This is a genomic window from Streptomyces sp. NPDC086519 (genome assembly GCF_040686075.1).
Lineage (GTDB): Bacteria > Actinomycetota > Actinomycetes > Streptomycetales > Streptomycetaceae > Streptomyces > Streptomyces shenzhenensis.
Genome location: NZ_JBFBJL010000011.1, coordinates 100,742 through 125,788, shown reverse-complemented (window position 1 = coordinate 125,788; position 25,047 = coordinate 100,742). Strand labels below are relative to the sequence as shown.

Annotated in this window: 8 protein-coding genes; 4 read left to right on the top strand and 4 right to left on the bottom strand. The window is 73.0% G+C overall.

The annotated features are described in order from the left end of the window. Window positions 1-44 precede the first annotated feature (44 nt). Both AB0P24_RS13320 and AB0P24_RS13315 read left to right on the top strand, forming a co-directional pair. Complete coding sequence (locus AB0P24_RS13320; protein ID WP_365793305.1) at window positions 45-1,535, top strand: aldehyde dehydrogenase; 1,491 nt, start codon at window positions 45-47, stop codon at window positions 1,533-1,535. Beyond that, window positions 1,532-2,236: a type 1 glutamine amidotransferase gene (locus AB0P24_RS13315; protein ID WP_365793303.1), complete on the top strand. Its 705-nt coding sequence runs from the start codon at window positions 1,532-1,534 to the stop codon at window positions 2,234-2,236. The genes AB0P24_RS13320 and AB0P24_RS13315 overlap by 4 nt, the downstream gene beginning before the upstream one ends. Before the next feature lie 33 nt (window positions 2,237-2,269). Here AB0P24_RS13315 and AB0P24_RS13310 read toward each other — a convergent pair whose 3' ends face one another. The 3 genes from AB0P24_RS13310 to AB0P24_RS13300 all read right to left on the bottom strand — a co-directional run bounded on the left by AB0P24_RS13310 (window position 2,270) and on the right by AB0P24_RS13300 (window position 19,033). After that, window positions 2,270-2,842: a MarR family winged helix-turn-helix transcriptional regulator gene (locus AB0P24_RS13310; protein ID WP_365793301.1), complete on the bottom strand. Its 573-nt coding sequence runs from the start codon at window positions 2,840-2,842 to the stop codon at window positions 2,270-2,272. A gap of 92 nt (window positions 2,843-2,934) precedes the next feature. Continuing rightward, window positions 2,935-5,457 (bottom strand): right-handed parallel beta-helix repeat-containing protein, encoded by a 2,523-nt coding sequence (locus AB0P24_RS13305; protein WP_365793299.1) that lies wholly within the window; start codon window positions 5,455-5,457, stop codon window positions 2,935-2,937. A 37-nt stretch (window positions 5,458-5,494) separates the two neighbouring features. Then, a complete protein-coding gene (locus AB0P24_RS13300) occupies window positions 5,495-19,033 on the bottom strand; it encodes a hypothetical protein (RefSeq protein WP_365793297.1) in 13,539 nt (4,512 codons plus the stop codon). Window positions 19,034-19,207: 174 nt separating this feature from the next. On the opposite strand from AB0P24_RS13300, the gene AB0P24_RS13295 reads away from it, so the two are divergent. Continuing rightward, a complete protein-coding gene (locus tag AB0P24_RS13295) occupies window positions 19,208-20,068 on the top strand; it encodes a hypothetical protein (RefSeq protein ID WP_365793295.1) in 861 nt (286 codons plus the stop codon). A gap of 46 nt (window positions 20,069-20,114) precedes the next feature. Then, the gene (locus AB0P24_RS13290) at window positions 20,115-20,426 is read left to right on the top strand and encodes a hypothetical protein (RefSeq protein ID WP_046730425.1); all 312 of its coding nucleotides are present in this window, start codon (window positions 20,115-20,117) and stop codon (window positions 20,424-20,426) included. 69 nt (window positions 20,427-20,495) lie between these two features. Here AB0P24_RS13290 and AB0P24_RS13285 read toward each other — a convergent pair whose 3' ends face one another. Then, window positions 20,496-25,037 (bottom strand): FtsK/SpoIIIE domain-containing protein, encoded by a 4,542-nt coding sequence (locus AB0P24_RS13285; RefSeq protein WP_365793293.1) that lies wholly within the window; start codon window positions 25,035-25,037, stop codon window positions 20,496-20,498. Window positions 25,038-25,047 lie beyond the last annotated feature (10 nt).

Here is a 25,047-nt window from a genome sequence, read left to right as displayed (position 1 = left end):
CCGGCCCTCGCGGGCCGGGCCCCGACCCTCCGACGAGGAACACCATGCTGGACGACACCCACGACGAACTGCTCAGCCGGGCCAAGGCCCTCGACCTGCCCGCACACCACCACATCGACGGCGCCGACGAGCCCGGGAACGGAGCCGCCTTCGCCGTCGTCTCCCCGCGGGACGGACAGCTCCTCACCCAGGTCGCCGACGCCGGCCAGGCCGAGGTCGACCACGCCGTGGCCGCCGCCCGCCGCGCCTTCGACTCCGGGCCCTGGCCCCGCATGGCGCCCGCCGAGCGCGGCCGGATCCTGCTGCGCATGGCCGAACTCCTCGAAGAGCGGCGGGCGGAACTCGCCCTCACCATCACTGTGGAGATGGGCAAGCCGGTCACCGAGGCGTACGCCGTCGAACTGCGCGCCGCCCTCACCACCTTCCGCTGGTACGGGCAGCTGGCCGACAAACTGGCCGACGAGTCCCCGCACACCGCCCCGGACGCGCTCGCCCTGGTCACCCGCGAGCCGACCGGCGTCGTCGGCGCGGTGGTCCCCTGGAACTTCCCCCTCACCCTGGCGAGCTGGAAGGTGGCCCCGGCGCTCGCGGCCGGCTGCACGGTCGTCCTGAAGCCGTCCGAGTCCTCCCCGCTCTCCGCCCTGCTCCTCGGCCGGATCGGCACCGAGGCCGGACTCCCGCCCGGTGTCCTCAACGTCGTCACCGGCTTCGGCCCGACGGCCGGCCGGGCGATCGGTCTCCACCCGGACGTCGACGTGCTGGCCTTCACCGGCTCCACCGCCGTCGGCCGCCACTTCCTGGGCTACTCCGCCGACTCCAACCTCAAGCGGGTCTGGCTGGAACTGGGCGGCAAGTCGCCCAACATCATCCTCCCGGACGCCCCCGACCTGGACCGGGCCGCCGCCACCGCCGCCTGGGGGATCTTCTTCAACCAGGGCGAGATGTGCACCGCGCCCTCCCGGCTCCTGGTCCACTCCTCGATCGCGGAGCGGGTGACCGAGGCCGTCGTACGCCGGGCCGAGGAACTCCGCATCGGCGACCCGCTGGACCCGGCGACCGAGATGGGCGCGCTGGTCGGGGAAACGCACCTGGAGCGCGTGCGGGAGCACATAGCCGCCGGGCGCGCGCAGGGGGCCCGGCTGCGCACGGGCGGCGAGCGCGCCCTGACCGAGAGCGGCGGCAGCTATCTGCGGCCGACCGTCTTCGACCGGGTCGACCCCGGCATGCGCCTCGCCCGCGAGGAGATCTTCGGCCCGGTGCTGTCCGTCCTCGCCTTCGACGACCTGGACGAGGCGGTCCGGCTCGCCAACGCCACCGAGTACGGGCTCGCGGCCGGCCTGTGGACCTCCGACCTGTCCACCGCGCACCGGGTCTCCCGCGCCCTGAAGGCCGGCACGGTCTGGGTGAACTGCTACGAGGAGGGCGACCTGACCGTGCCCTTCGGCGGGATGAAGCAGTCCGGCAACGGCCGGGACAAGTCCGCGCACGCCATCGACAAGTACACCGAACTCAAGACGACCTGGATCCAGCTGTGACCCGTCCGCTCCGCCCGCTCATCGCCGTACCCGCCCGGTTCTCCGCCACCACCTCGGCGCTGCGCTTCGCCGCCGAGGTCAACGCCCGGGCCCTGATCGAGGCCGTGTGGCGGGCCGGCGGCGAACCCGCGAGCATCCACCCCGCCGACACCGAGGTGCCCGCCCGGCTCGCCCGCTTCGACGGTGTGCTGCTGCCCGGCGGCGGCGACCTCGCCCCGCACCGCTACGGCGCCGCCGACACCCACGACACCGTCTACGACGTCGACGACCTCCAGGACACCTTCGACCTTCGAGTCGCCCGCCACGCACTGGAGTCGGGCCTGCCGCTGCTGGCCGTCTGCCGGGGTCTCCAGGCCGTGAACGTGGCGCTGGGCGGCACGCTGGAGCAGGACATGGGCGGTCCGGACCGCACCCACCGGCACCTGCGTCATCCGGTGACCGTCCGTCCCGGCTCGCGCGTCGAACAGGCGGTCGGGGAGCAGAAGGTGGACGCCTCCTGCTACCACCACCAGCGGGTGGACCGCCTCGGCACCGGCCTCACCGTCACCGCGACCGCGGCGGACGGCACGGTCGAAGGTCTCGAACTGGCCGGTGCCCGGGGCTGGTTCACCGCCGTGCAGTGGCATCCCGAGGACACCGCGCACGAGGACCCGGTCCAGCAGCGCCTGTTCGACGCGTTGGTGCGGGCCGCGGCGGAATGAAGGGCCCGGCCGGGCCGCCGTCACGCCGCCGGATCAGGCCTTGGGCCGGCGCCCGCTGCGGCGCGGCGCGGGCTCGGCGCCGCCGAGCAGTTCCCGCCGCCGCTCCTCGCCGTGCTCCTCGACCTGGAGCACGACCCGCCGCAGCAGGTCCGCGAGGGTGCGGCACTCGGCGTCGCTGAGCCCGGCGGTCACGAAGGCCTCCTCCTCGTTGAACGCCGGGAACACCCGCTGCATCAGCTCCTCGCCCTTCTCGGTGAGGCTGAGCAGGACCAGGCGGCCGTCACCCGGATGTCCGGCGCGGCCGAGCAGCCCACGCGACTCCAGGGTGCGGGCCACACCGGTGAGCGTGCCCTTGGAGATGCCGGCCTCCTCCGCCACGTGCCGGGTCTCCGACTCGCCCCACACCCAGACGACCCAGAGCACCACGAACGCGGTCCAGGTGAGGTCCGAGTCGCGCAGCACGGAGTTCTCCAGGTGCTGGCGCACGGCGGAGGCGGCCCGGTGGATGTTGGCCACGGCCGCCATCTGTTCCCGGCGGACCGGGATGCCGCCGAGCTTCGCCGAGGCGAGCTTCTCGGCTTCGGTGATGGACCGCTGACCGGGCACGGGTGACTCCTTCTCGACCTTCCCCAGGACCGTGCGGCGGCCGGCCGCCGCACAGTCGTTCGGCCTCAAATTGTACGAAACGAAGCGTGCCGTCAGCGTGCGGCCGGGTGGGGCAGGTCGTGGGCCTCCAGGCTGATCAGCTGTTCCGCCGTCGGGGCGGTGAACTCCGCGACGCGCTGGGCCTGGCGCTCGGTCATCTCCTGGAAGATCTGGCGGGCCGAGCGGCCGTTGCCGAAGCCCTCGCCCCGGGGCATGGCCTCGAAGAGCGAGAACAGTTCGGTGCGGGCCGTGGGGGTGAGCTCGTAGCGGTGCCGGCCCGCCTGGAACTCGACGATCGACACCAGCTCGCCCGGCTCGTAGTCCTCGAAGAGGAGGGTGCGGCCGAAGCGGGAGGCGAGGCCGGGGTTGGAGCCGATGAACCGGTGCATGTCGCCGGGGTAGCCGGCGGCGATGACGACCACGTCGTCGCGGTGGTCCTCCATCAGCTTGACCAGGGTGGCCACCGCCTCGGTGCCGAAGTCGTTGCCCGCGAAGGCCGGGGCCAGGGAGTAGGCCTCGTCGATGAAGAGCACGCCACCGAGCGCCCGGTTGAAGGCGGCCGTGGTCTTCGGGCCGGTGTGGCCGACGTACTCGCCCACCAGCGCGGTCCGGTCGACCTCGACCAGGTGGCCCCGGCGCAGCAGCCCGAGGGCCTTGAGGAGACGGCCGTAGAGGCGGGCGACCGTGGTCTTGCCGGTACCGGGGTTGCCGGCGAACACCAGGTGGCGGCTGAGCGGCGGGGCCGGCAGCCCGGCCTCCTCACGGCGGCGGACCGTCTGCATGAGCTTGACCAGGGAGCCGACGTCCTGCTTCACACGGTCCAGGCCGACCAGTTCGTGGAGTTCGCCGAGCAGGTCCTCCAGGTTCTCCTCCTCCGGCTCGCCGGAGTCGTCCGCGCCCTTGGCGGCGGACGCGGCGGAGGGGGCGGCACCGGGTCTGCCGTTCGCCGGGGACGCGGCCACGGTGCCGAAGGTCAGCGGGGTGCCGTCGGCCGTGCAGTCCTCCAGGACCGGCTCGGCGCCCTCGTCGGTGCCCAGCGCCTGCGCGCAGTCCCGGATCCGGCAGTGCCGGAAGACCGGGTCGGCGCCCTTGGCGACGTGCAGGGCCGGGAAACCCGCGCGGGTGACGTCGACCGAGGTGAACGTGCCGCCCGCGCCCTCGGCCAGGAACACCCCGTTCTTGCCCGGCCGGTCGATGTGCAGCCCGGTCACCTCCGGCCTGGCGCCGGTCCACACGACGGCGCCCGAGCCCGCGCAGTCCTCGACCCGGCCGCCGGTCACCGTCGCCTCGGCACCCTCGTCGACGACCAGCCCGGCCGCCCCGGCGCCGCTGATCCGGATCCCGGCGAGGGAGACTGCCGCCCCCTTGGCGACCTGCACGCCGATCTCCTTGGTCCCGGTCACCGTGGTGTCCGCGACGGTGCTCCCGGCGGGCGAGCCGATGCCGATCCCGGCGGCGGACCCGGCGACCCGGCAGCCGGTGAGCGTGGCCACCGCCCGCTCCAGGACGCTGACCCCGGTCATGGCGACGTCCGTGATCCCGCAGTCGGTCAGCTCGATCCGGGCCTCGCCCGTGGCGTGCACGCCGTGCTCGGAGCCGCCCCGCACCCGGCAGTCGGCGAGCCGCCCGACGGCCGTACCGGCGAGATGCACCGCGCTGAAGGTGCTCCGGTCGATCCGGCAGTCGGCCAGCTCCGCCTCGGCCGAGCCCGTGACAAGCAGGCCGTTGGCCCCCGCGTCGGCCACGGAACAGCCGGACGCGCTGAGCCGGGCCGTCTCCTGCACCACCAGTCCGCTGGCGGCGGCACCCCGGATCCGGCAGTCGGTCAGCTCGGCCCGCGCCGAGCCGGTCAGATGCACCCCCGCCGCACCGGGCGTCTCGATACGCGACTCGCCGGCCGTGGCCTCGGTGGAGTCCTCCAGCAGCAGCCCCGCCCTGCCGCTGCCCGCCAGCACCGAGTCGGTCAGCCGCAGCCGGGCCCGGCCGCGCAGCCGCATCCCGGACCCGGTGGTGCGTTCGAGCCGCAGCCGTACGGCGTCCAGGCTCGCGGTGCCGGAGAGGACCACGCCGGTGCCGTCGACGCCGGTCACCGCCGTGTCCTCCAGCCGGGCGCGGACACCGCCCGCCAGGTGCAGACCGGCCAGCCTGGCCCCCTCCAGACGGCAGCGGCGCAGTACGACGGCAGTCGTACCGCCCTCCTCGTCCTCCGGGCCCTTCACCTGGACCCGGCCGCCCTCCACCGAGCACTCCTCCAGGACCAGCCCGGCCCCGGGCGACACGCTGACCGCGGGCAGGCCCGCGTCCGGGCCCCACACCGTGATGTTGTGCAGGGCGCAGTCCGGCCCGTCCACGGTCACCGCGGGCGCCTCACCGGGCGGCGCCGCGATCACCACACTGCCCCGGCCGTGCTCGGCCGTCAGCACCACCGCGCGGTCCAGCACCAGGTTCTCCGTCCAGGTGCCGGGTGCGATCACCACCAGATCGCCGGGCGAGGCGGCGCGTATCGCCTCGCCGATGGTCTGGTACGCGCCCCGGCCGCCCTGACCCTTGGGTGCCACGGTGTGACGGGTGGTCATCTACGTTCCTCAGTCCTCGGTGCTCGCCGCTGCCCGGTCACGGTGTCTGGTAGTACGTCGGATTGATGCTCGCACGATACGCACTGGTCAGGTACAGCGACTGGATCGTCTTCTCGAAGACCTTGAAGGGTAGCTGGATCCAGAAGTCGGCGAAGCCCTGGCGGTGGAAGAGCCGGCTGCCCGCGCTCATCACGAACACGTTCTTGACCAGGCCGGTGGTGGCGGCCGTGGTGACGGAGGCGGCCGCGTTGATGCCGCCCTCCCAGACCGCGTCCCCGCCGTGCAGCTTCACGGTCTGCCCGTTGGCGTCGGTCACGCCCCACACGGCCGCGTTCATGCTGCCGTTGACCCAGCCGGACAGCGCACTGCTGAAGACACCGAACGAGTAGTCGTAGATGCCGCCGCGCCAGCGGGTCGGCGTCTCGTTGCCCGCCCACTCGTTGACCCAGGTCTTGTCGTGGTTGAGCGGACGGCGGGTCCACGGCTTGCCGCCGTCGATGTTGGCGATGCCCGCCTTGAACTGGCCGAGTTTCTCGAATCCGAGGGCCCGGTTCTCGTGCACCGCCGTGCTCAGACCGGTCTTGACGCCCGCGCCGACCGCCGCGTTGGCGAACGACTTCAGCGCGTCCTTGCCGGTGAACGGCTTGTTCTGGACGGCGGCCACGATCCCGTTGACGGCGAGGTTCGCGCCGAACTCCAGGACGAACTCCTGACCGAACTCCAGCGCCGCCTTCTTGGCCACGGTCCGCCAGTACGGCTCGTAACGGGCCTCGCGCAGCGCCGCGTTGCCGTCCGGCAGGACCGTGCCGGACCACGGCATGCGCTGGGCCTCACGGGTGGTACGGCCCCAGCCGCGGATCTCGGTGAGCGGGCCGCGGAAGTCGTACTCGTTGCCGACCAGCCGCCAGGTGTTGAACGTGTCCCGCTCGAACACCAGGCCGCTGTCGGTGCGCTGGGCGATCAGATCACCGTTCCTGTTGTAACGGTTCCACTGGCCGCGCCAGGCGTCGGTCTCCAGGAACCCGCCGCCGTCCGCCTTGCGCTCCCGCACCACGCTGCCGTGGTCGAACTCCTTCCAGACCGAGCCGGCCGGGGTGTTCTGCGTCACGGTCGTGCTGTAGGCCCGCACCCGCAGCGGCCCTCCGCTGTGCAGCGGGGTCTCGCGCAGGACGGTGGGCGCGGCCTGGCCGGGGACGCGCAGTTCGTCACGGAAGTGCCGGGCGCCCTCCGTCCAGCGGTCCTGCCAGGCACGGCCGTTCCACCAGCGGCGGACCTGCTGGCCGTTGCCCACGGCGATGGGCGTGCCGTTGCGTTCGTGGGCGCTGGCGTGCCAGTTGCCCTGGCCGTCCCGCCAGGCGTCGACGTACCGGCCGGAGTCCAGCATCCGGCGCTCGCGGACCAGGTTCCCGTTGCCGTCGTAGTCCCGGTAGGAGTCGTCCCAGGGCAGCTGCGAGTCCTTCGAGCCACGGAAGAACTCCCGTCGGCCGCTGCCGAGTTCGGTGCCCTGGGCATCCAGCTCACGCCAGGTCCAGCGGCCGGAGTCGGCGCGGCCGGAGCCCTGGATCACATGTCCGGCGGTGCCGTCCGGGTTGGCATGGCTCTGCCCCACCAGGTTGCCGTGCGGGTCCCGGTCCACCCAGGTGCGGTCCCCGGTGAACTCCCGCACGACCCCGCCCGGGCGGCCCTCACGGGCGGTCCGGGTGACGCCGCCCGCGTCCTGGTAGACGTCCTGCCAGAGCCTGCCCTGCGGGTCGTTCGCGAGCGGCTGGCGGTAGCCCCTGAGGCCGCCGGCCTGCCAAGGGAGGTCGGCCGGATCGGCCGGGGCGTGGCCGGGGCGCGCCGCGTGATCGCCGACCTTCAGGGACGTGCCGTCGTGCAGCTTGCCGGTGAAACGGGCGAAACTCCCGTCGGCGGCCAGGTCCAGGGCGCTGCCGTCCATACCGACGTAGCGCACGCCGGAGGCGGTCACGGTGCCGTCGTTCGCCGTCCTGCTCCAGGTGAACAACTGGTAGGTGTCGTCGCCCCGGACATGCGCGTACGGCGGCCGGATGTGCTCGGCGCCGGCCAGCCAGCGGGTGCGCACCCAGGTCGGCGGGCGCTGCTCGCGCCAGCGGTCGGTGGTCAGGAAGCCGTCGCCGAAGACCTCGTGTCTGCCGACCTCCTTGCCGTGCGGGGAGTGCCGCTCCCAGGTGGCGCGCAGCGTGCCGTCCGGGTTCATGGCGTGCTCCTGGTACTGACCGGCCCGCTCGGGCCATTCGGCCATGCCCCACTGCTGCTGGGCGATCCGGCCGTCCGCGGTGCGGTCGGTCCAGCCGCTGCCGAGACGCTCGGGCGTACGGGGGCCGGAGGCGATCTCCCTGGCCGCGCCGTCGTAACGGTGCCAGGTCCAGGTGCCGTCGTCGGCCCGGACACCCAGGGTGTGCCCGGCGCTGCCGTCGAACTTCTGCAACCCGTCGCGGTACTCGCGCACCGTGCGGCCCCGGCCGTCGGTGTCGCGCCAGCCGGTGCCCGCCGTGTCGTAGTGCCGGCTGCCCGTGCCGACCGGCGTGCCGGTGTCGTCCCAGCGCACCCAGTGGGTGCGGGGATTGGTGCGGGCGAAGTAGATCGTGTCGGTCCGGCGGAAGGAGTCGACCACGTCACCGGAGTCACCGGGCAGCACCCGGCGCTCGAAGACCGGCACCTGCTTCTTGGTCGAGCTGAGCAGCTTGATGTGGCCGCCCGCGGCGCCGGACAGGTCGGCGCTGCCGTGGTGGAAGGACCCGGCCGCCACCGGTGCACCGGACCTGGTGGTCCGCTCCCAGGTGCCCGTGGTGTGGTCGACGACGTACCGGTAGTCCGTCCGCCGCCCGTTGTCCAGCACGTTGAAGCCCTGCCGGGTCACGCTGCCGTCGGCGGCCAGGTGCACGAACTCGCCGTGCCGCGGGCTGGTCCGGTCGTTGAATCCGATCCGGGTGGTGCCGTCGGGCCGCCGGAGGGCGTCCCAGTGCGCGAGCCTGCCGCCCGCCGCGTCCTCCAGCCAGGCGCCGGGGTGCGCCGCGGTCGGCGGATCCGTGACGAGGAAGCGTCCGCCGTGACCCGCGGGCAGCGGGGTGCCGGTGGCCGTGACGGCGCCCTGGCCGTCGTACCGGGTGAACGTCCCGTCGGCCAGGGTGGTCCGGTGACCGCCGCCGGGCAGCGGGACCGTCTCCTGGACGAACCGCCCGGTGTGCTGGTCGAAGACCTGGTGGCCGCCGCCGGGGCGCGCGATCTCGATGCGGCCGGCCGCGTCGAAGGTGACCGTGCGCGCCGGGTCCGCCGCGAAGGCGTCGTCCAGCCAGTGCGCAGCCGCGCCGAGCGGCCGGTCGAGATGCCCGGACGGTACGCCGTCCCGCCCGGTCAGCCGCAGCCCGTCGCCGGCGAAGTCGCCGTTGGCGCCGAAGGTGCGGTGCCCGGTGTCGTGGACGGTACGGAAGCCGCCGTTGTTCGGGAGCGCGGTGACGGTTTCGGGCAGCCGGTCGCCGTCGGCGTCGGTGAGACGGTGACCGCCGGAGCCGTCGGGCTCGGCGAACCGGCCGCCGCGCGGCCCGCCGGCCGGGTCGGCCAGCGCGGTCGAGGTGCTCACCGGGCGGCCCTGGGCGTCGTACAGCACGGACTCGCCGGTGATGTCGTCGATGGTGCGTGGCCGGTTGCCGCCGACCGGGACCACCCGCTGGGGCAGCGGCTGCCCCGCCGTGTCGGTGAGACGGTGACCGCCCGCGCCGTCCGGTACGACGATCCGGCCGCCGCGCGCGTTCGCCGCCGGGTCGAACAGGGCGAGGCCGGTGTCCAGGTAGCGGCCGTCGGCCGTGAACCTGCTGGTCGCGCCGCTGGTCTCGTCGGTCACCCGGAAGCCGGAGCCGCCGGGCAGCGTGGTGACCGTCTGGGGCTGCCGGGCACCGGAGGTGTCGGTCAGCGTGAAGCGGCCCGTGCCGTCGTCGGCCAGGAACCGTTCCCCGCGCGTGCCCCGCGGGTCGGTCAGCGAGACACCGGTCTCCTGGAGGCGGCCCCGGCCGTCGTGGCGTACGGACAGACCGGTCGTCTCGTCGGTGACCCTGATGCCGTTCCCGTCACCCAGGTCCTGCACCCGCAGGTCCAGACGGTTGCCCGCGAGATCGGTCACATGGACGCCGGCGCCGTCGGTGACCCGCACCCGGTCCGTCCCGGCGGGGACGCCGTCCCGGCCGGTGAGCTGGACGCCCTCGTCGACATGGCGGCCCAGGGAGTCCGTGCGCCGGGTGACGCCGGTGTCGAGACGGGTGATCCGCGTGGCGCCGCCGGGCAGCGGGAAGGCGGTCAGCCCGTCCGCTCCGGGGCCGCGCACCGTCAGGGCCTGGCGTGCACCGTGACCGTTGAGGTCCGTGTGCAGACGCAGCCCTGTCGGCGCGCCGTCGGCCCCGTACAGCGGCATCTCGTAGGCGATCCGGTCGCCGTTCGCGGTGTAGGTGTCGATGGTGTCCGACGGGGTGTGCCGGACGTCGAAACCGCCGTCCTGCCGGGCGACGACCGTGCGCGTCGGGTCCGGGTGCAACTGCTGGTCGACCACCCGCAGCGTCACCGCGTTGTCCTGGCCCACGCTCCGCTCGATGGTCAGCCCGTTCGGCCCGCTCACGCCCGAGTTGTTCAGAGCGATGTGGTTGACCGCGGGCGGGGCGGTGTCGGACAGCGTCTCGTGCTTGCCCGCGCCGAGCGTCGCACCGCGGTTGGTGACTGCCTCCGTCTGGATCCGTTGGATCCGGGCCTCGATCTCGGCCGGCTGGACACCGAGGTCCTCCAGGTTCGTGTAGGCGGTGCGGAGCCGGTCCTGAGCGGTGATGAGTTCGTGGTTGAGCTGCACGTCGAATTCGCTGACGCCCCGTGAGGTGCTGGCTCCGCCCGGCCGGCCGCGCAGATCCTCGACCCGGTTGAGTTCGACCCGGGCGGACGACAGCTCGACCCAGGCCTCGCGGATCGGCCGGCCCTCGCCGCCCAGGAGCTCGTCGAAACGCGCCGAATCCTCCGCCCACGGCGTCTCCCCGGGCTGCCGGGAGGGCACGGCCGGACCCTTGCCGCGGTTCGGCCGGGCGGGTGCGGCAGGGGCGATGTCGGTGTCGGGTCGCGGGGGTGCGGTGAGAGTGGTGTCACCGGTGTTCCGGAGCGGCGGGGTGCCGTCCAGCAGGCTCAGGGCGTCGTTCTGCCGCTGGGCCTGCACGGACCTGTCCATGCCGTCGAGCATCGTCTGGAGGCTGGTCCGCGTGTGCGGGGTGGTGCCGCCGGCGGCGAGCGCGGCACGGGTGCGGCCGGCGAGGTCGTCCCCGTCGCCGCCGAGCCGCCGGAAGTCGTCGAGCAGCCGGTAGGCGTCCGCCTCGGCCCGCACCTGGTTCAGCAGTTGTTCCACTCCGGCGCGGCGGACTGAGTCCGGGCGGTCCCGCAGGAAGCGTCCGGCGGCGTCGGCCAGGTTGTCGAGGGCCTGGGCCCGCTGGGCCAACTGGTCGGCGGGGACGGCGTGGAAGGCGGCGAGGGCCCGGTCGACGTACCGGATCTGCGAGCGGGCGCGGATGCCGTTCTCCCGGTACGTGCTACGGCGGAAGGCGGCCTGGTCGAGAAGGTCGGGCGCGGCCGGGTGGGCGGTGCCGGGCGCCGTCGTTGCGGTGGTGTCGCCGGTCCGCCGGGGCGGCCCGAGCACGTCGTCGAGGATGGCGTCACCGAGCGGTCGCGTGGACCGGCCGCCGCCGAGCCGGGTGTCGTCGCTCGGGGGCGTCGAGGCGAAGTCGCCGTCGCCGCCACGGTGCGGCGCGGCCGAGTGGATGTCGTCGAGACGCGTAGCCGCCGTGTCGGATTCGGTGGGGTGGGGCGGGGTGGTGTCGGTGTCCACGAGACGGGGTGTGCGCGTCTCGGGGTCGCCGAGGTGCGGTGCGGTGGTGTCGGAGAGGTGCTGCGGTGCGGTCTCCGCGTCGAGGGGGTGCGTGGCGGCCCCGTGGCCCGTCGCGTGCGAGACGGTGGTGTCGCCCTCCGTGGTCAGCGGCGGGGGCGTCTCGGAGCCGATGCGGTGCGGGGCAGGCGACTGCGTGTCGGTGCCGTGCGGTGCCGGGGACTTGGTGTCGAGGTCGTGGGGTGCCGGAGACGCCGGAGACGCCGGAGACAGGGTGTCCGTGTCGGCGTGGTGCGGTGCCGGGGGGGTGGTGTCGAGGTCGTGCGGTGGCGGTGCGGTGGTGTCGAGGTCGTGCGGTGCCGGGGAGGTGATGTCCGGGCTGCGGGACGGGAGGCCGTCGCCGGTGAGTGCGGGGGCCTTGGTGTCGGGGCCCGACTGGGAGTGGGGAAGCTGGGGCTGGGCGGATGCCGGGTGGACGTCGGTCGCACCGGCCCCCGACGGCGCCGCTGCCTTGGTGTCGGCGCTCGGCGGCAGGAACAGCCGGCGGCCCTCGTCCGTGAGGTGGAGGCCCGCGTCGTCGCCGCGGACCAGTCCCGCTTTGGAGAGGTGCTTGAACGCCTTGTCGAAGGCGTTCCTGCCCAGGTCGACGGCCGCCGTGGTCTGCGCGCCGTCCTTGGAGTTCGGCAGGGACCGGAAGCCGTCCGAGTTGCCGAGCGCCCGGACCATCTTCTTCATCTGGTCGGTGATGCCCGGTACGGCTTTGAACGCGTCCTCGGCCGCCTGCGGAAGTTTGCCCAGGTTGGGGCCGTTCACCGCCGCGGCCGACGAGGAGGTCCCGGCGCCCTGGGTCTGGCCCGGCCTGGGCTGCGGCTTCGCCGCGTCCGGGTCGGGCTGGTGCTTCAGGGCGTCGATACGTCCGTTGATGTCGCCGAGAAGATTGACCCGCTCGTCGAGCAGGCCCTTCGCCATGTCCTTGCGGGGGCCCTGGGCGATGCCGTGGAACTCCCGCGTCAGCTTGACCGACTGCTCGGCGAGGGGCTGCGCCTTGTTGAGGTTGTAGCGCTGCGCCTTCCTGTTGCCGCTGGTGACGGCGTTGTCGGCCTGGCGCAGCTTGTCCGACGCCTCGTCGAACGCCTTGCCCGCGGCCCGCGCGGCCGGGTCCACCGTGCCGTCCGCGAGATAGCGCCCGTCGCCGTCCGCGTCGTGGACCATGAGCGGTTTCGGCCACTCGGAGTCGACACGGCTCTCGAACGGGTTGATGGGCAGCCCGGAGCCGAACTTGGCCTCCGGCCGGTACAGCTTGGAGACGACCGCGCCCATCTTCTCCACGTCGACCGGACCCTCGGCGAGCCTGAGGACGTCGTCCTTGAAGCCGCCGCCGATCCGGTGCACCTCGCGCACCACCGACAGGGCGAGCGCCTCCTGGACGTGCGCGCCGTGGAAGACCTCCTGGTCGAAGGAGACCGTGCGGGAACCGCCGCCGCCCGGGTACTCGTACGTCCAGCGGGCCCGCTTGCCCATCTCGTCGAAGCCCTCGTCGTACTTGGCGCTGCGGACGGTGTCGTCGCCGAACTTCAGGTCGCGCATCGTCTCGCGGTCCAGCGGGTGCAGCTGGTCGTGCAGCGACACCCAACCACCCTTCTCCTCAAGGACCTTGGCGTCGAAGACGAGGGTGGTGGGCCCGTACCGGGTCGCCATCGGCTTGTCGCCGGCCTCCATCCGGAAGAAGACGAAGTCGTCGTTGCCGAGGTTGGAGGTGTTCTTCGCCGAACTCTTGCCGGAGGCGAGGAACCTGATTCCCCGTCGGGCCAGGTCGCCCTGGGAGGACATGACTCCGCTGTTGGCGATGGCGTGGTAGGCCGGAGTCGCGTGCTTGATGCGGTAGGGCAGGTTCTCCAGGCTGGTGAGGAGCTTCTCGAACTGCGCGCGTTCCGTCTTCGGCAGGCTGTTCAGCAGTTCGTCGACGTCCTGGCGCAACTGCCTGACGTTGCGCTCGGACAGCTTCTGCACGAATTCCGTCTGCTGGGACCTGGAGAGCTTGTCGAAGTCCTGGAAGTCGTCGAAGACCTGCTTCCACTGGGCCTCGGAGCCGGGCAGCTCCGCCTTCCACTGGAGGCCGGTGGGCACCTCGGCGTAGGCCTTGGCGGTGCGGAAGCGGCGGGCGACGGCCGGCATGTCGCGCTGCAGGCGGGTGATCGAGGCCTCGGTGCCGAGGAAGCCCCTGAGGGCGATGGACTCGCCGGGCCTGGCGGCCCTGGCGGCCTCGTCGACCGTCCTGGCGAGCTGGTGGGCCACGGTGGAGACGGGGGCGTGCTCGTTGCGCAGGGTGTAGACGCCGCCCAGCTCGGCGGCGTCCTTGACGAAGCCCTGGAGGGAGGCGTCGAGGGTGTGGGCGGCCTTGTCGAGGGCCTGGGCGAGGCTCTGGAGTTCCTGCGGGGTCTTCGTGCCCGCCTTGACCAGGTCCTCCAGTTCCTGGGTGAGTGCGCGCAGGCCGAGCGACTGCTCCTGGATCTCCTTGCCGGTCCTGATGAACTGGTCCGAGCGGGCGGCTTCCGGCGCCTGACGGGCCTCGGTGTCCAGCCGCAGGGCGTGTTCCTGGAACCGCAGGGCCCGCTGGATGTCACCGGCACCGGCGAACTGGTCGACCAGCAGGTTGAGGTCGCGCTGGGAGAGCCGGCCCTCGGTCAGCGCCTGCGTCATGGCGTCGTCCAGCCGGAGCGTGGTCGCGGTGGCCTCCTCGTTCGCCTTGGCCAGGGCCGCCTCCGCCGCGCTGCGCTGCTTGGGGCCGGCGTTGGCGAGGTTCATCTCGGCCTGGTGCAGGCCGCGCTGAGCCTCGGTGTGCTCGCCGAGGATCTCGGCCAGCCGCTGCGGAGGCGTCGCCGAGGTGACCGCCTGCGTCTCGCTGTGGAGGGTCGGAGCGGAGTGGGCGGGCGGGGGAGTCGCGCTGTCGGAGGGCAGGGCCGTGCCGCCGAGCGCGCGGGGCCGCTCGTTCAGACTGATCCGGCGCAGGGCGGAGAGGTCGGCCTCCATCCGCACCGGGTCGACGCCGAGGTCGGTCAGACGGGTGTGGGTGGCGTCGTACTGCTGCCGGGCGGTGTCGACGTTCCTGCGGGCGTTGATCTCGGCGGCGGTGGGGCCGTTGGAGCTCCCCGCGTGGCCGTTGGGCGGCAGCAGGTCCTCGGCCCGGCCCAGGTCGTAGCGCGCCTGGACGTGGTCCCGCCAGGCATCGCGGCGGGCCTGGCGCAGCGGGTCGTCCGCGTGGCCGAACAACGCGTCGACGCGCTGCCCGTCCCGGAACCAGGCCTCCTCGATCTCGGCCGGGGAGAGCCGGGTTCCCCGCCCGGGCAGTTCCCGGCCACCACCGGGACGCGGGGTCTCCGGCCGCGGCGCGGGCGTCGTGTCGGGGGTTCCGTGCGCCGTGCCCGGTACGGCCGTCTCCGTGTCCGGCGTGCCTCGGGTCGGGCTCGGGACGGTCGTGTCCGTGTGGGTGGTGGGGTGGACCGGGTCCGGCAGTTCCCTGCCCCACGAGGCGGGGGTCGGCAGGGAGCTGAGGAGTTCGTTGTTGTGGAGGACGTGGCCGCGCAGGTCGGAGGCGAGGTCGTTGAAGCCGGTGCCGCTCCACTCCTTGGTGAAGGTGCGGTCGCCGCCGTTGATCGTGACGGAGACAGCGTTGTCCTCCGCCTTGTGGGTGACCGTGATGGTCATCTCGTCCGTGTAGCCGGGCCGGGTGACGGTGAACGTCTTCACGTTCGGGCCGTCAGCGCTCTCGCGTACCAGCGCGTCGCCGAGGCCTTCCCAGCGGCGCATCGCGTCCTGTCCGAAGGCGTGGCCGAAGTCCTCGAACGCCTCGCCGGAGGGCAGTCCGGACCATGTCTCGTGGATGAGTTTGTCGAGCTGGGCCTCCGGGATCTGTTCGGCCCGTACCGGAACGACGGTGATGCCGTTCTCGACGCGGGCGGGCCCGGTGCGCACCAGCCGGGTCGGGGAGAGGGTGATCTCCCACTGGTCCTGGTTGAGGGCCACGGCGTCGTCGGCGGCCTTGGTGTAGCCGGGCGGGTAGGCCATCGCGAGTTTGCCGTGGTCGGCGGGGACGTCGATCTCGAAGACGACGCGGTTGCTGTTGACGCCGTTCTTCGCCCACTCGGCCTGGAACCCGAAGTGGTTGGAGGTCGAGGCGGGCAGCCGTTCCACGAACACCTCGGCCTGTGCGGCCCGTGGGTCCATGGACACGCCACGCCATACGGTCATGCGCTGGTTGGGGCCCTCGAACATCAGGTCATCGGCGACCTTGTTGAACTGTTTGACCTTGCCGACCAGGCCCGGGTTGGCATCCAGGGCACCCGGGTTGACGAAGCCGCCGTATCCCTTCTTCGAGGTGAACGCGCCGCCGATGACGCCCTGCATGAACAGCTTGGTGTCGTTGTGGACGGCGGCCCTGCCCATGTGCCCGCGGGCCGCGTGGGCGGCGGCGTCCCAGCTGTCCGCCGCCCTTCCGGTGAGGCCGGCCGGGCGGGGCGGCAGCGGGACGGCCGGTGTGGAGGTGCGCAGCAGTTCGCCGGTGGCGCGGTTGTAGACATGGCTGCCCGAGGCCGAGGCGACGACGATCTCGTTCTCGCCGGACAGCCGGGCCGGCCAGGTGCCGGTCCCGTCGGTCACGGAGTCGACGGACTTACCCGCGACCTTGACGGACACCCCGCTGAACGGGCCGTCGCCGAACCGCACGGTCTCCTCGGCGAGCCGGATGCCGCCCAGGCGCTTGAACGTCCAGCTGTGCACCACGGTGCCGCCGACGGCGTCCAGTTGCCGGACGACGAAGCCCGTGCCCTGCTTCTCCACGGTGTACAGGCCCGACTCCACCGCCCCGCCGTGGAGTTCGGGCGTGCCGGCACGCGGGGCCTTGACCGCCAGTTGGTGGTCGCCGGGCACCCTGACCACGTTGGGGTCCTTGAGGAGCTCGTCGAAACCGTCGGAGTGAGCGGCGGCAGGCGCGGCCTCGAAGGCATCACCGCCGTGGCCACTGGAGCCGGGCGGCATGTTGATCGTGAAGCCCGGCCTGTCGACGCCCTGTTCCGGCAGGTGCTCCGGGGCATGCCCGGACGTGCCGGTGGCCGAGCCGGCCAGGCCCTTGTCGGTGTCCGTGTGGGCGGGAGTGCCGGCCAGGGCCGGGGTCTCGGTGGTGCGGGCGCTGCGGCCGGTGTCGACGAGGTCGAGCGCCGAGCGGCTGTGCTCGCCGCCGGGGCCCGGATGCCCGGAGCCGCCGGCAGGGGCCGGAGCCGGCTCGTGCGTCCCGGCGCCGACCGTGAGCCGGTCGGGGGTCGTGGGGTTCGTCGGGCTCGTCGTCAGACGGTCCGGGGTGGCCGGGGTGATCGTGAGCCGGTCCGGCGTGCCGGGCGCCGGGGACGGCGAGCCGTGCGGCAGCCGCTCCGGGAGGCTGCCGGAGTGCGGCGAGCCCGGCTGATGGACGAGTTCGTCGAGGTGGAGGCGGGTCTGGTTGGCACCGAGGGCGCTGGTGGTGCGCCCGGCGATGGCGTCGCCGGTACCGGGCGCCACGGGGGAGTGCGGGGTGTTGTGGCGGGTGCCGGCCAGCAGGTCGAAGGCCGAGACCCCGGCGTCGACGCTGCCCGGCCCGCCGTGTCCGATGCCGGTCGGGGAGGGGTGGGCGACGGTGGTGGGGCCGGTGAGCAGGCTGTGCGGCGCCGTCACGTCGTGCGGGGCGCCGGGCGCCGGGGCCGAGTCGAGCGCGGTGTGGGCGATCCTCGTGCCCGGGGTGCCGGTCAGTGCGGTGTGGGCGGCGCCGATGCCGGGGGCGCCGGGTGCGTGGACGGTGCCCACGCCCGTGGTGCCGGTGAACGCGGAGTGCACGGTGCCCGTGGCCGGGTTGCCGGTCGACAGGTCGCCCAGCGTGGCCGCTACCGGTGGTGGTGTGGCATGGGTGCCGGTGAGGACGGTGCCGCCCGGCGTGTGGGCCGTGTTGTGCGCGCCGCCCGGCAGCAGCACCTCGGTGTGGGAGGTGAGGGCCGTCGGTGTCGGGGGCAGCCCGGTGAGCGTGGTGTGGGCGCCCTCGGAGACGGCGGTCACCGGCGTGCTGGCGATGCCGTGGCCGGCGGCGGGGACCCCGGCCGAGGCGGGCACGTGCAGGCCGGACGCGGTGGTGATCGTCGGCGTGGCGCCGGCGCTCACCCCGAGCTCCGCGTGCCCGCCCAGCGCGCCGAAGTTCTCCACGCGCACGTTGCCGAGCTGCACATGGGGCATGTCGACCAGCGCGTCCACCGTGCGCGCCGCGTGGACGCCGAAGTTGCCGCGGTGGGCGATCGCGCCGACGTCACCCAGGTTCAGGGACGGCGGCCGCAGGGTCGAGGTGACGTCCAGATGCGTACTGGGGATGTTGAGGTCGAGGTTGCGGATGCTGCTCTGTCCGGAACCCGCCCCGAACCGCACCTCGTTGAGCTGGATGCGGGGCATGTCGACCAGGGCGTCCACGGTGCGCGGGTCGATCGGGACCGAGCTGATCGTGCGGCCGACGGCACCGGTGATCGGAGCGCCGAAGACGTGCTGCCCGAGCACACCCCGGTCGAAGAGGCCGATCCGCAGGGCGCGCGCGAAGCCGTACTCGCCGATCTCCGCCGCGTCCACCGGCAGGAAGATCCGCAGCCACTTGGTGCCGCCGAACTCCTGGCCCACCCACCCCTTGGTGGCCTGCCAGCCGCGGGAGAGGGTCTCGGGCAGCCCGCGCACGAACCCGGGAATCGCCTTGAAGCCCTGCACGATCGTCAGGCCGACGGAGTTGACGCCGCGGCTGATGACGTTGGGCAGGTTGTGGATGCCGTCCAGCACCCACAGGCCGCCCTTGTAGACCCAGGTGCTGCCGAGCCGTACCAGGTCCTTGAGGCCGAGCAGCAGGGTGGTCGGGCGGAAGCCGTTGGTGAACAGGTTGCGCAGGGCCTGGAACGTGCCCCGGGCGATGTTGGCGAAGCCCTTCGCGAAGGCGGTCGTACCGACGCTCTTGATGATCTGGAAGATCGGCAGCGCCTTGGTGGTGGGCGCCAGGATGCCGAGTCCGGCGAGGAAGAGGTCGAGGAAGTTGGCGTTGCCGTTGGCGAAGTCGACGATCGTCTTGATGAAGAGGGTCAGGTTGACGCCGAGGGCGAGCAGCGCGATCGGGCCGCCGAAGATCAGCGCGGGCACGATCAGGATGATCGCCAGCCACTGGAACGCCTCCCAGAAGATCTGGCACTTGGAGATCGGCAGCTGGATGTTGGAGACACCCGAGATGCTGCCCGCCGCCGCGGCCGCGCCCTCGCCGTGCTCGGTGCCGGCCTGCCGCGCCGTGGCGGCGTAGGTCTCCCGGTCCGGGTCGTCCTCGGACAGCCCGCGGCCCGAGTTGAGCGCGCCGTCGGCACGGGACTGGAGCTCGACCAGCTTGTCCGCCCAGGTGTTCAGCGCGGACGCCGCGCTCTCGAAGGACTGTGCCACGTCCTCGATGTGCCCGCGCAGCCGGCCGTTGACCTTGCCGCGCAGGGCGTCGGCGGCCTCGCCGACGAAGACGCTGTCACCGGCGGTGTTCATGACCGCGTCGATCGCCGTGCTGATGCGCCGGGCCTCGGAACCCAGGTGGTTGAGCTCGGTGGACAGCGTCCGGATCTGCTCGGGGTCGCCCGGCGTGGGGTCGCTGTCCAGCCCGATCGCGTTCCAGTCGGTCGGGCGTGGCATACGGGTTCCTCCCGGAAGCTGCGGGACTCGGGGGGCGGTTTACTCCCCAACTGACCACGCCACAGCGGCCGCTGCGGTTCACGTGATCTGGGTTACAGCCGCCGTCCGAGGTGAACCGGCGGGGCGTGTGCGGCGTGGTCCAACTGACCGGAGTCACGACTGGGAGGCCCACGCATGGCCGATGGCCTGAAAATCCAATACAACGTTCTCAACGACGCCAAACGGGACCTGGAGACCCTGGCCGGCGACATCGGTCCGCTCCTCGACAACAGCACGTTCTCCCGGCTGGGCCAGCGGGACTACGACGGATACACCTCCAGCGAGGCCTTCACCGTCCTCGGCGACTCGACCCTGGCCGACGCGCTCGCGGGCTTCTACGACAACGCCAGCAGCACCATGTCCCACGCGGACAAGGGCCTCAAGGAACTGGCCGGCGCCTTCGGGTCGGTGGGCGAGGCCTTCCTGTCGTTCGACTCCGAACTCGCCCAGGGCATGGGCATCACCGGAAGCAACCTGGGCCTGCAGAACTACTTCCGGGACAAGGACCTGTGGGACTACAAGCAGGCCCACCTCGACCAGTGCGTGCCCGGCCCGGACGGCAAGATGCCGGACTTCTGCTCCGCCACCGACCCGGGCGACCCCCCGCTGGACCAGACGATCACCACCGACCGCGGCAGCGTCCACACGCATCTCACGCTCGACGACCAGCACCACGTGATCAAGGAGGAGTCCACCGTCACCTACGACGGCAAGACGTACACCTCGGTCACCAACTACTCCAGCGACGGCAACCACTACACCACGGACACCTCCTACCCGGACGGCAGCACCGTGCACTCGGAGACCAACCTCAACGCCGACGGCAGCGGCACGATGGTGACCACCGGCAGTGACGGCGACCGCACCGAGTACACCCGCGGCCCCAAGGACGCCAACGGCAACCAGCCGGACTGGCAGCAGGTGGGCGGCAACACCGAAGACGACGGCGGCGGCAGCGACGACGGCTCCTACAACTCCACGCCCGCCGCCTGGTGACCACCCGACAACCGCATCGAGACCGACAGGAACGGACAGGAACCCCATGGCCAGCTACAACGGCATCAACCTCGACTACCACAAGATCGAGGAGGTCGTGAGCCTGCTGCACGACGCCCACGAGAACCTGCTGCCGGTGCTCAGCAACCTGCGCAACCGGGTCAACACCCTCGTCGACGACGGCATGGTCTTCCAGCAGTCCAGCGAGGTCATCCGCACGACCTACAACAACTTCGACACCAGCCTGCTGGCCGCCGTGAAGGGCATCAACGACTTCTCCGAGATGTTCAACGGCATCAAGGAGAACGCGATCCAGTTCGACCAGGGCATCAGCAGCAGCCTGCAGAACAACTCGTAACACCCGTACGCGAGAAGGGGCCTTCCCGGAAATCCCGGGAAGGCCCCTTCTCGCGCCGGGCGGCGGGGGTCAGGCCCGCAGCGGCGTGAGCGGCACCTGGAGGGCCAGCAGCGCACCGCTCGGGCCGGCCGTCCAGGCCCGGCCCGGATGCGTCGTCGCCCGCACCACACTCGGCATCAGACGGACGCCGATCAGGTCGCCCTCGGTGAGGTTCTTCGGCGCGAGCAGCAGACCGCGCCGGGCCCGGCGGGCCGCGAGCGTCCAGCCGCTCATCCCGCTCTGGAAGCCCTCCGCCGAGGCCGCGTAGACCAGTCCCAGGCCCTGGTCGCGGCCCGACACCGCGATCTCCCTGAGGAGCTTGTCCGCCGCCGAGTTGGTGATCAGGTCGGCGTCGTCGATCATCACCACCCTCGGCCCCGGCAACGCGTCGAGCGCCGCCCGCACGGTGTCCGCCGACGGGTCGTTCTCGGTGATCACCGCGGCCGTGGCGTGCCGCTCCAGGGCGCGCAGCGGCGACTCGCGCGGGGTGAGGACGACCAGTGAGGTACCCCCGGCCAGCAGGGACACCGCGATCGAGGCGAGCGTGTTGCTGCGGCCGGACCCCGCCGGGCCGAACACCCCGAACGCCGAGGCGGAACCCGCCAGGTCCGCGCCGACCGGGCCGCCCTCGTCGCCGCCGACGCCGAGCAGCCCCCACATCGGCCGCCGGTCGGTCTGCGCGACCTTCTCGTAGGCCTCGGCGAACTCCACCGAGCGCGGCAGCACCGCGACCTGGAACGGCCGCCGCGCCTGCGGCACTTGGGCGTCCCGCTTGCGGGCGGACTCGCCGATCGACCGCAGCGCCTCCGCCTGCTCGGTGCCGCCGCCGGCCGCCAGCAGCGCCACCTGGGTCTCGGTGCCGCTGAGGACGTGCCAGCCACGGCCCGGCGGGATGTCGGCCGGGATCTTGTTGGGCATCATGCCGACCGCCTGGTAGTCACTGCGGTCGCCCTGGCGCAGCAGCAGCTTGTGGTCGTTGTGCGCGGCCATCCGCCCGCCCAGCAGGGAGCGTTCGGAGGTCGCGATGACATGGATGCCCGCGGCGGCGCCCTCACGGATGAGCCGGGTCACCTCCTGCACCAGCTGGCCGTGGTCGTGTTCGTCGATGATGACCGAGAGCGAGTCCCAGCCGTCGATGAACAGCAGGATGTGCGCGGGCCGCTCGGCCTTCGGCAGCAGCTTGCGCAGCTCGGCGATACCGGTCGCGCTGTGCGCCTGCGCCAGGTCCTGGCGCTCGGTCAGTTCCCGGTTCAGGCGGTGCAGCAGCCGGCCCAGCCGCTCCAGGTCGTGCCGGGAGACCACGCCACCGCAGTGCGGCAGCGCACCGAGCGCGCTGAGTCCGCCGCCGCCCGCGTCGATGCCGTAGATGTGCACGTCGGCGGTGCTCGTCACGCGGGCCGCCGACCCGGCGATGGTCCGCAGCACCTGGGTACGGCCCGAGCGCGGCGCCCCGATGACGTACAGATGCCCGAAGGTGGCCAGGTCGGCCACGGCCACCCGGCGCTGCTGGAGCTGCGGCACGTCCTCCAGGGCGTACGGGACGACCAGCCGGCCCTCCCGGGTGGCGCCGAGTTCGTCCAGGTCGTCCAGGACCAGTTCGCGCTGGAGCGGGGGCAGCCAGGGGCTCGGCTGCGGGGTGAAGTCGTCGAGCAGGTCGGCCGCGGCGCGGATCTCCTCGACGAGTGCCTGAAGGTCGGTCGGGGCCGGGCCCTGCGCGGGCGCGACCGTCACCGACCGCGCCTCGGCGGGCAGTTCGGCGGGGCGGCCGAGGGCGTCCCAGCCCACGCCCACCGTGCGCACCGGCTTGCGGGGGCCGGCCTCCGGCTCCGCCGCGGCGGCCGGGGTCTGCCGGGGCCGCTCCGCGCCCACCCAGGCGGTCTGGAAGGGGTCCGCCTGCTTCGGCCCGCGCCGGACCAGGGCCCGCCCCGGGGTGCCGGACGAGATGTCGACGGCGTCCTTGACGTCGATGATGTCCTGGCTCTCGGTCATGTCGGTGACCCGCAGCGCGATCCGCAGGTTGGTGTTGGCGCGGATGTCACCGGTGACCACACCGGCCGGGCGCTGCGTGGCCAAAATCAGGTGGATGCCGAGCGAGCGGCCGCGCTGCGCGATGCTGATCAACCCGGGCACGAAGTCGGGGACTTCACGGACCAGGGTGGCGAACTCGTCGATGACCAGCAGCAGCCGGGGCAGCGGGGCCAGCGAGGGGTCGGCGGCCCGCTTGGCCCGGTACTCGGGGTGGTCCTTGGCGTCGGCGGCGGCCAGCACCTGCTCCCGGCGCCGCAGTTCGGCACCGAGCGACTCCAGGGCCCGCTCCACGAGGTGGGCGTCGAGGTCGGTGACCATGCCGAGGGTGTGCGGCAGGTTGGCGCACTCCTTGAAGGCGCTGCCGCCCTTGTAGTCGACCAGCACGAAGGTGAGTTCGTCGGGCCGGTTGGCGGCGGCCAGCGAGGCCACGAACGTCTGGAGCAGCTCCGACTTGCCCGAACCCGTCGTACCGGCGACCAGGCCGTGCGGTCCGTCCTGCACCAGGTCCAGCGAGAGCGGCCCGTCGAAGCCGGTACCGATGACGAAGGACGTGGAGGCGGGATCGCTCTGCCAGCGGTCCAACAGGGCCTGCGCGTTGGGCGGTTCCTGCTCCAGCAGGTCGAGCAGGCGGACCCGCTGGGGCAGTCCGGCGTCGTGCTCGGGGCTGACGTCCCGGATCGGGGCCAGCGCGCGGGCCAGTTGCTCGCACCACTCGGGGGAGACCCGGTCGGCGCGTACCGCGGGCAGGTCCGGCGCACCGGGCCGACGCACGGTCAGCCGCCCGCCGGCGGCGAGCACGACACCCGTGCTCTCCTCGGGCAGCAGCCGCTCCTGCTCGTCCAGACAGACGCTGAAGATCCGCACCCGCGGGCCCTCGGTCAGCACCTGCACCATGCCGGGGACGTCACGCAGCCGCCGTGCCCCGTCCGCGATCACCAGGACGTCGGGGTCGGTGAAGACCACGTCGCGCTCGTTGCCGGCCTGCCGGCGGCGCGACTGCACCTGGGAGACCAGTTCGCTGATCCGCGCGGCGGTGGACTCGGGGTCGTTGCCGATCAGCACCACCGGCCCACCGGCCGTACCGGGCCTGAGATGCGGCAGCCAGCGCGTCCACGCCCAGTCCGCCACCCGGTCCGGCTCGGTCAGGACGACGATCCTCAGGTCGCGCGGGCTGTGCAGCACAGCCGCCTGTGCCACCAGCCAGCGGGCCAGCGGCTGCACCTCGGTGGCCGGGCCCGCGACGCCCACCACGCCGTGCGCCGTGATGTCGACCCCGATCGGCGTGTCGGGGATGTTCCAGCGGATCGAGCGGTGGTTCTCGTCCCGCGCCGGATCCTCCAGCTCCCGCACCGACGGCTGGTCCACCGTGCCCAGACGCAGCACCAGATGGTCGGGGTCGCGGCGGCGCCGCTCCCAGAGCCGGCCGCCCGGGCCGGTCGCGATCAGGGCGACCGCCGCCGGGTCCGGGCCGGTCTTGTCCCGCACCCGGCGCTCGCCCACCACCGCCTCCCGGACCTGCTCCTCCAGCACGTCACGGCGCCGCTCGTAGGCCGCCTCCGACTCCAGGAACTGCTTGCGGGCCGCACGCCGGCCGGTCGCCCAGTTCGACAGCATCATCATGGGGCTGAGGAACAGGAACACCAGGAAGTAGTACGACTTGAAGATGCTGACCATGAACAGACCGAGGACGATCGGGGAGATCATCATCACGGTCGGGAACGGCCGCTTCTGCGGCGGCGACGGCGGCTGCGGCAGCCGGATCCGCTCGGCGTCCAGGTGCGGGGCGATCCGCGGCGGCCGGTTGTAGTCCACGCCGTAGCCGTCGGCGGACGGCGTGACGGCCGCGTCCGCCTCGACCGGGCCGCTCATCCGCAGCAGTACCGGACCCACCGTCAGGTCCTCACCGGCCGGCCAGGGCACCGGGCCCGGCCCCGACGGGCGTTCGCGCGGCGGCTGCGGGCGCGGCCGGCGCAGCTGGGTGATCGCGTCGTCGGGCGGCGGCGAGGCGAGCCGGGCCCGCACGGTGGCGTCGGGATCGTCGTCGATGCGGTGCCAGGCCGCGGTGCCGTCCGCGCCGACCGTCACCCACAGCCCGCTCTGCGGCACCCCGTCGGCGGCGTCGAGCCGCAGGGCGCACAGCGGGTCGGTGCCGATCTCGTGGCTGCCAGGGCCGAGCCGCCAGGTGCGCCCGGCACCGGGCCCGGAGACGAGGTGCACCTCGGCGAGCACTGCGTCCAGGTCGCCGTCGTCATGGATCCGGACCAGGTCGGCCGGCCGGGCCGGGCCGCCGAGCCCGACCAGCCCGCCGTCGCGGATCCCGCTGCCGGACACCGGCGTGCCGGGATCGAGCCGGTGGTCGCCGGCGTAGAGGTTCCGGGCCGTCGGCGCGCCGGCCGCCGCCCAGTCCGCACCGCCGGTGGCGGCGGCCTCGTCCTGGGTCAGAGCGGCGGCGAGATCGCCGACGGTGGCGTTCGAGGGCAGGCGGACCTGGTGGTCGCGGCGCTGTCCGTCCGTGGCGTCCACGGTGGTGATGGTGAGGTTCACGGCTCCCAGC

Coding starts and splice junctions, on each gene's coding strand:
- AB0P24_RS13320 (WP_365793305.1), top strand. CDS start 45: ATGCTGGACGACACCCACGACGAACTGCTCAGCCGGGCCAAGGCCCTC.
- AB0P24_RS13305 (WP_365793299.1), bottom strand. CDS start 5,457: ATGACCACCCGTCACACCGTGGCACCCAAGGGTCAGGGCGGCCGGGGC.
- AB0P24_RS13300 (WP_365793297.1), bottom strand. CDS start 19,033: ATGCCACGCCCGACCGACTGGAACGCGATCGGGCTGGACAGCGACCCC.
- AB0P24_RS13295 (WP_365793295.1), top strand. CDS start 19,208: ATGGCCGATGGCCTGAAAATCCAATACAACGTTCTCAACGACGCCAAA.
- AB0P24_RS13290 (WP_046730425.1), top strand. CDS start 20,115: ATGGCCAGCTACAACGGCATCAACCTCGACTACCACAAGATCGAGGAG.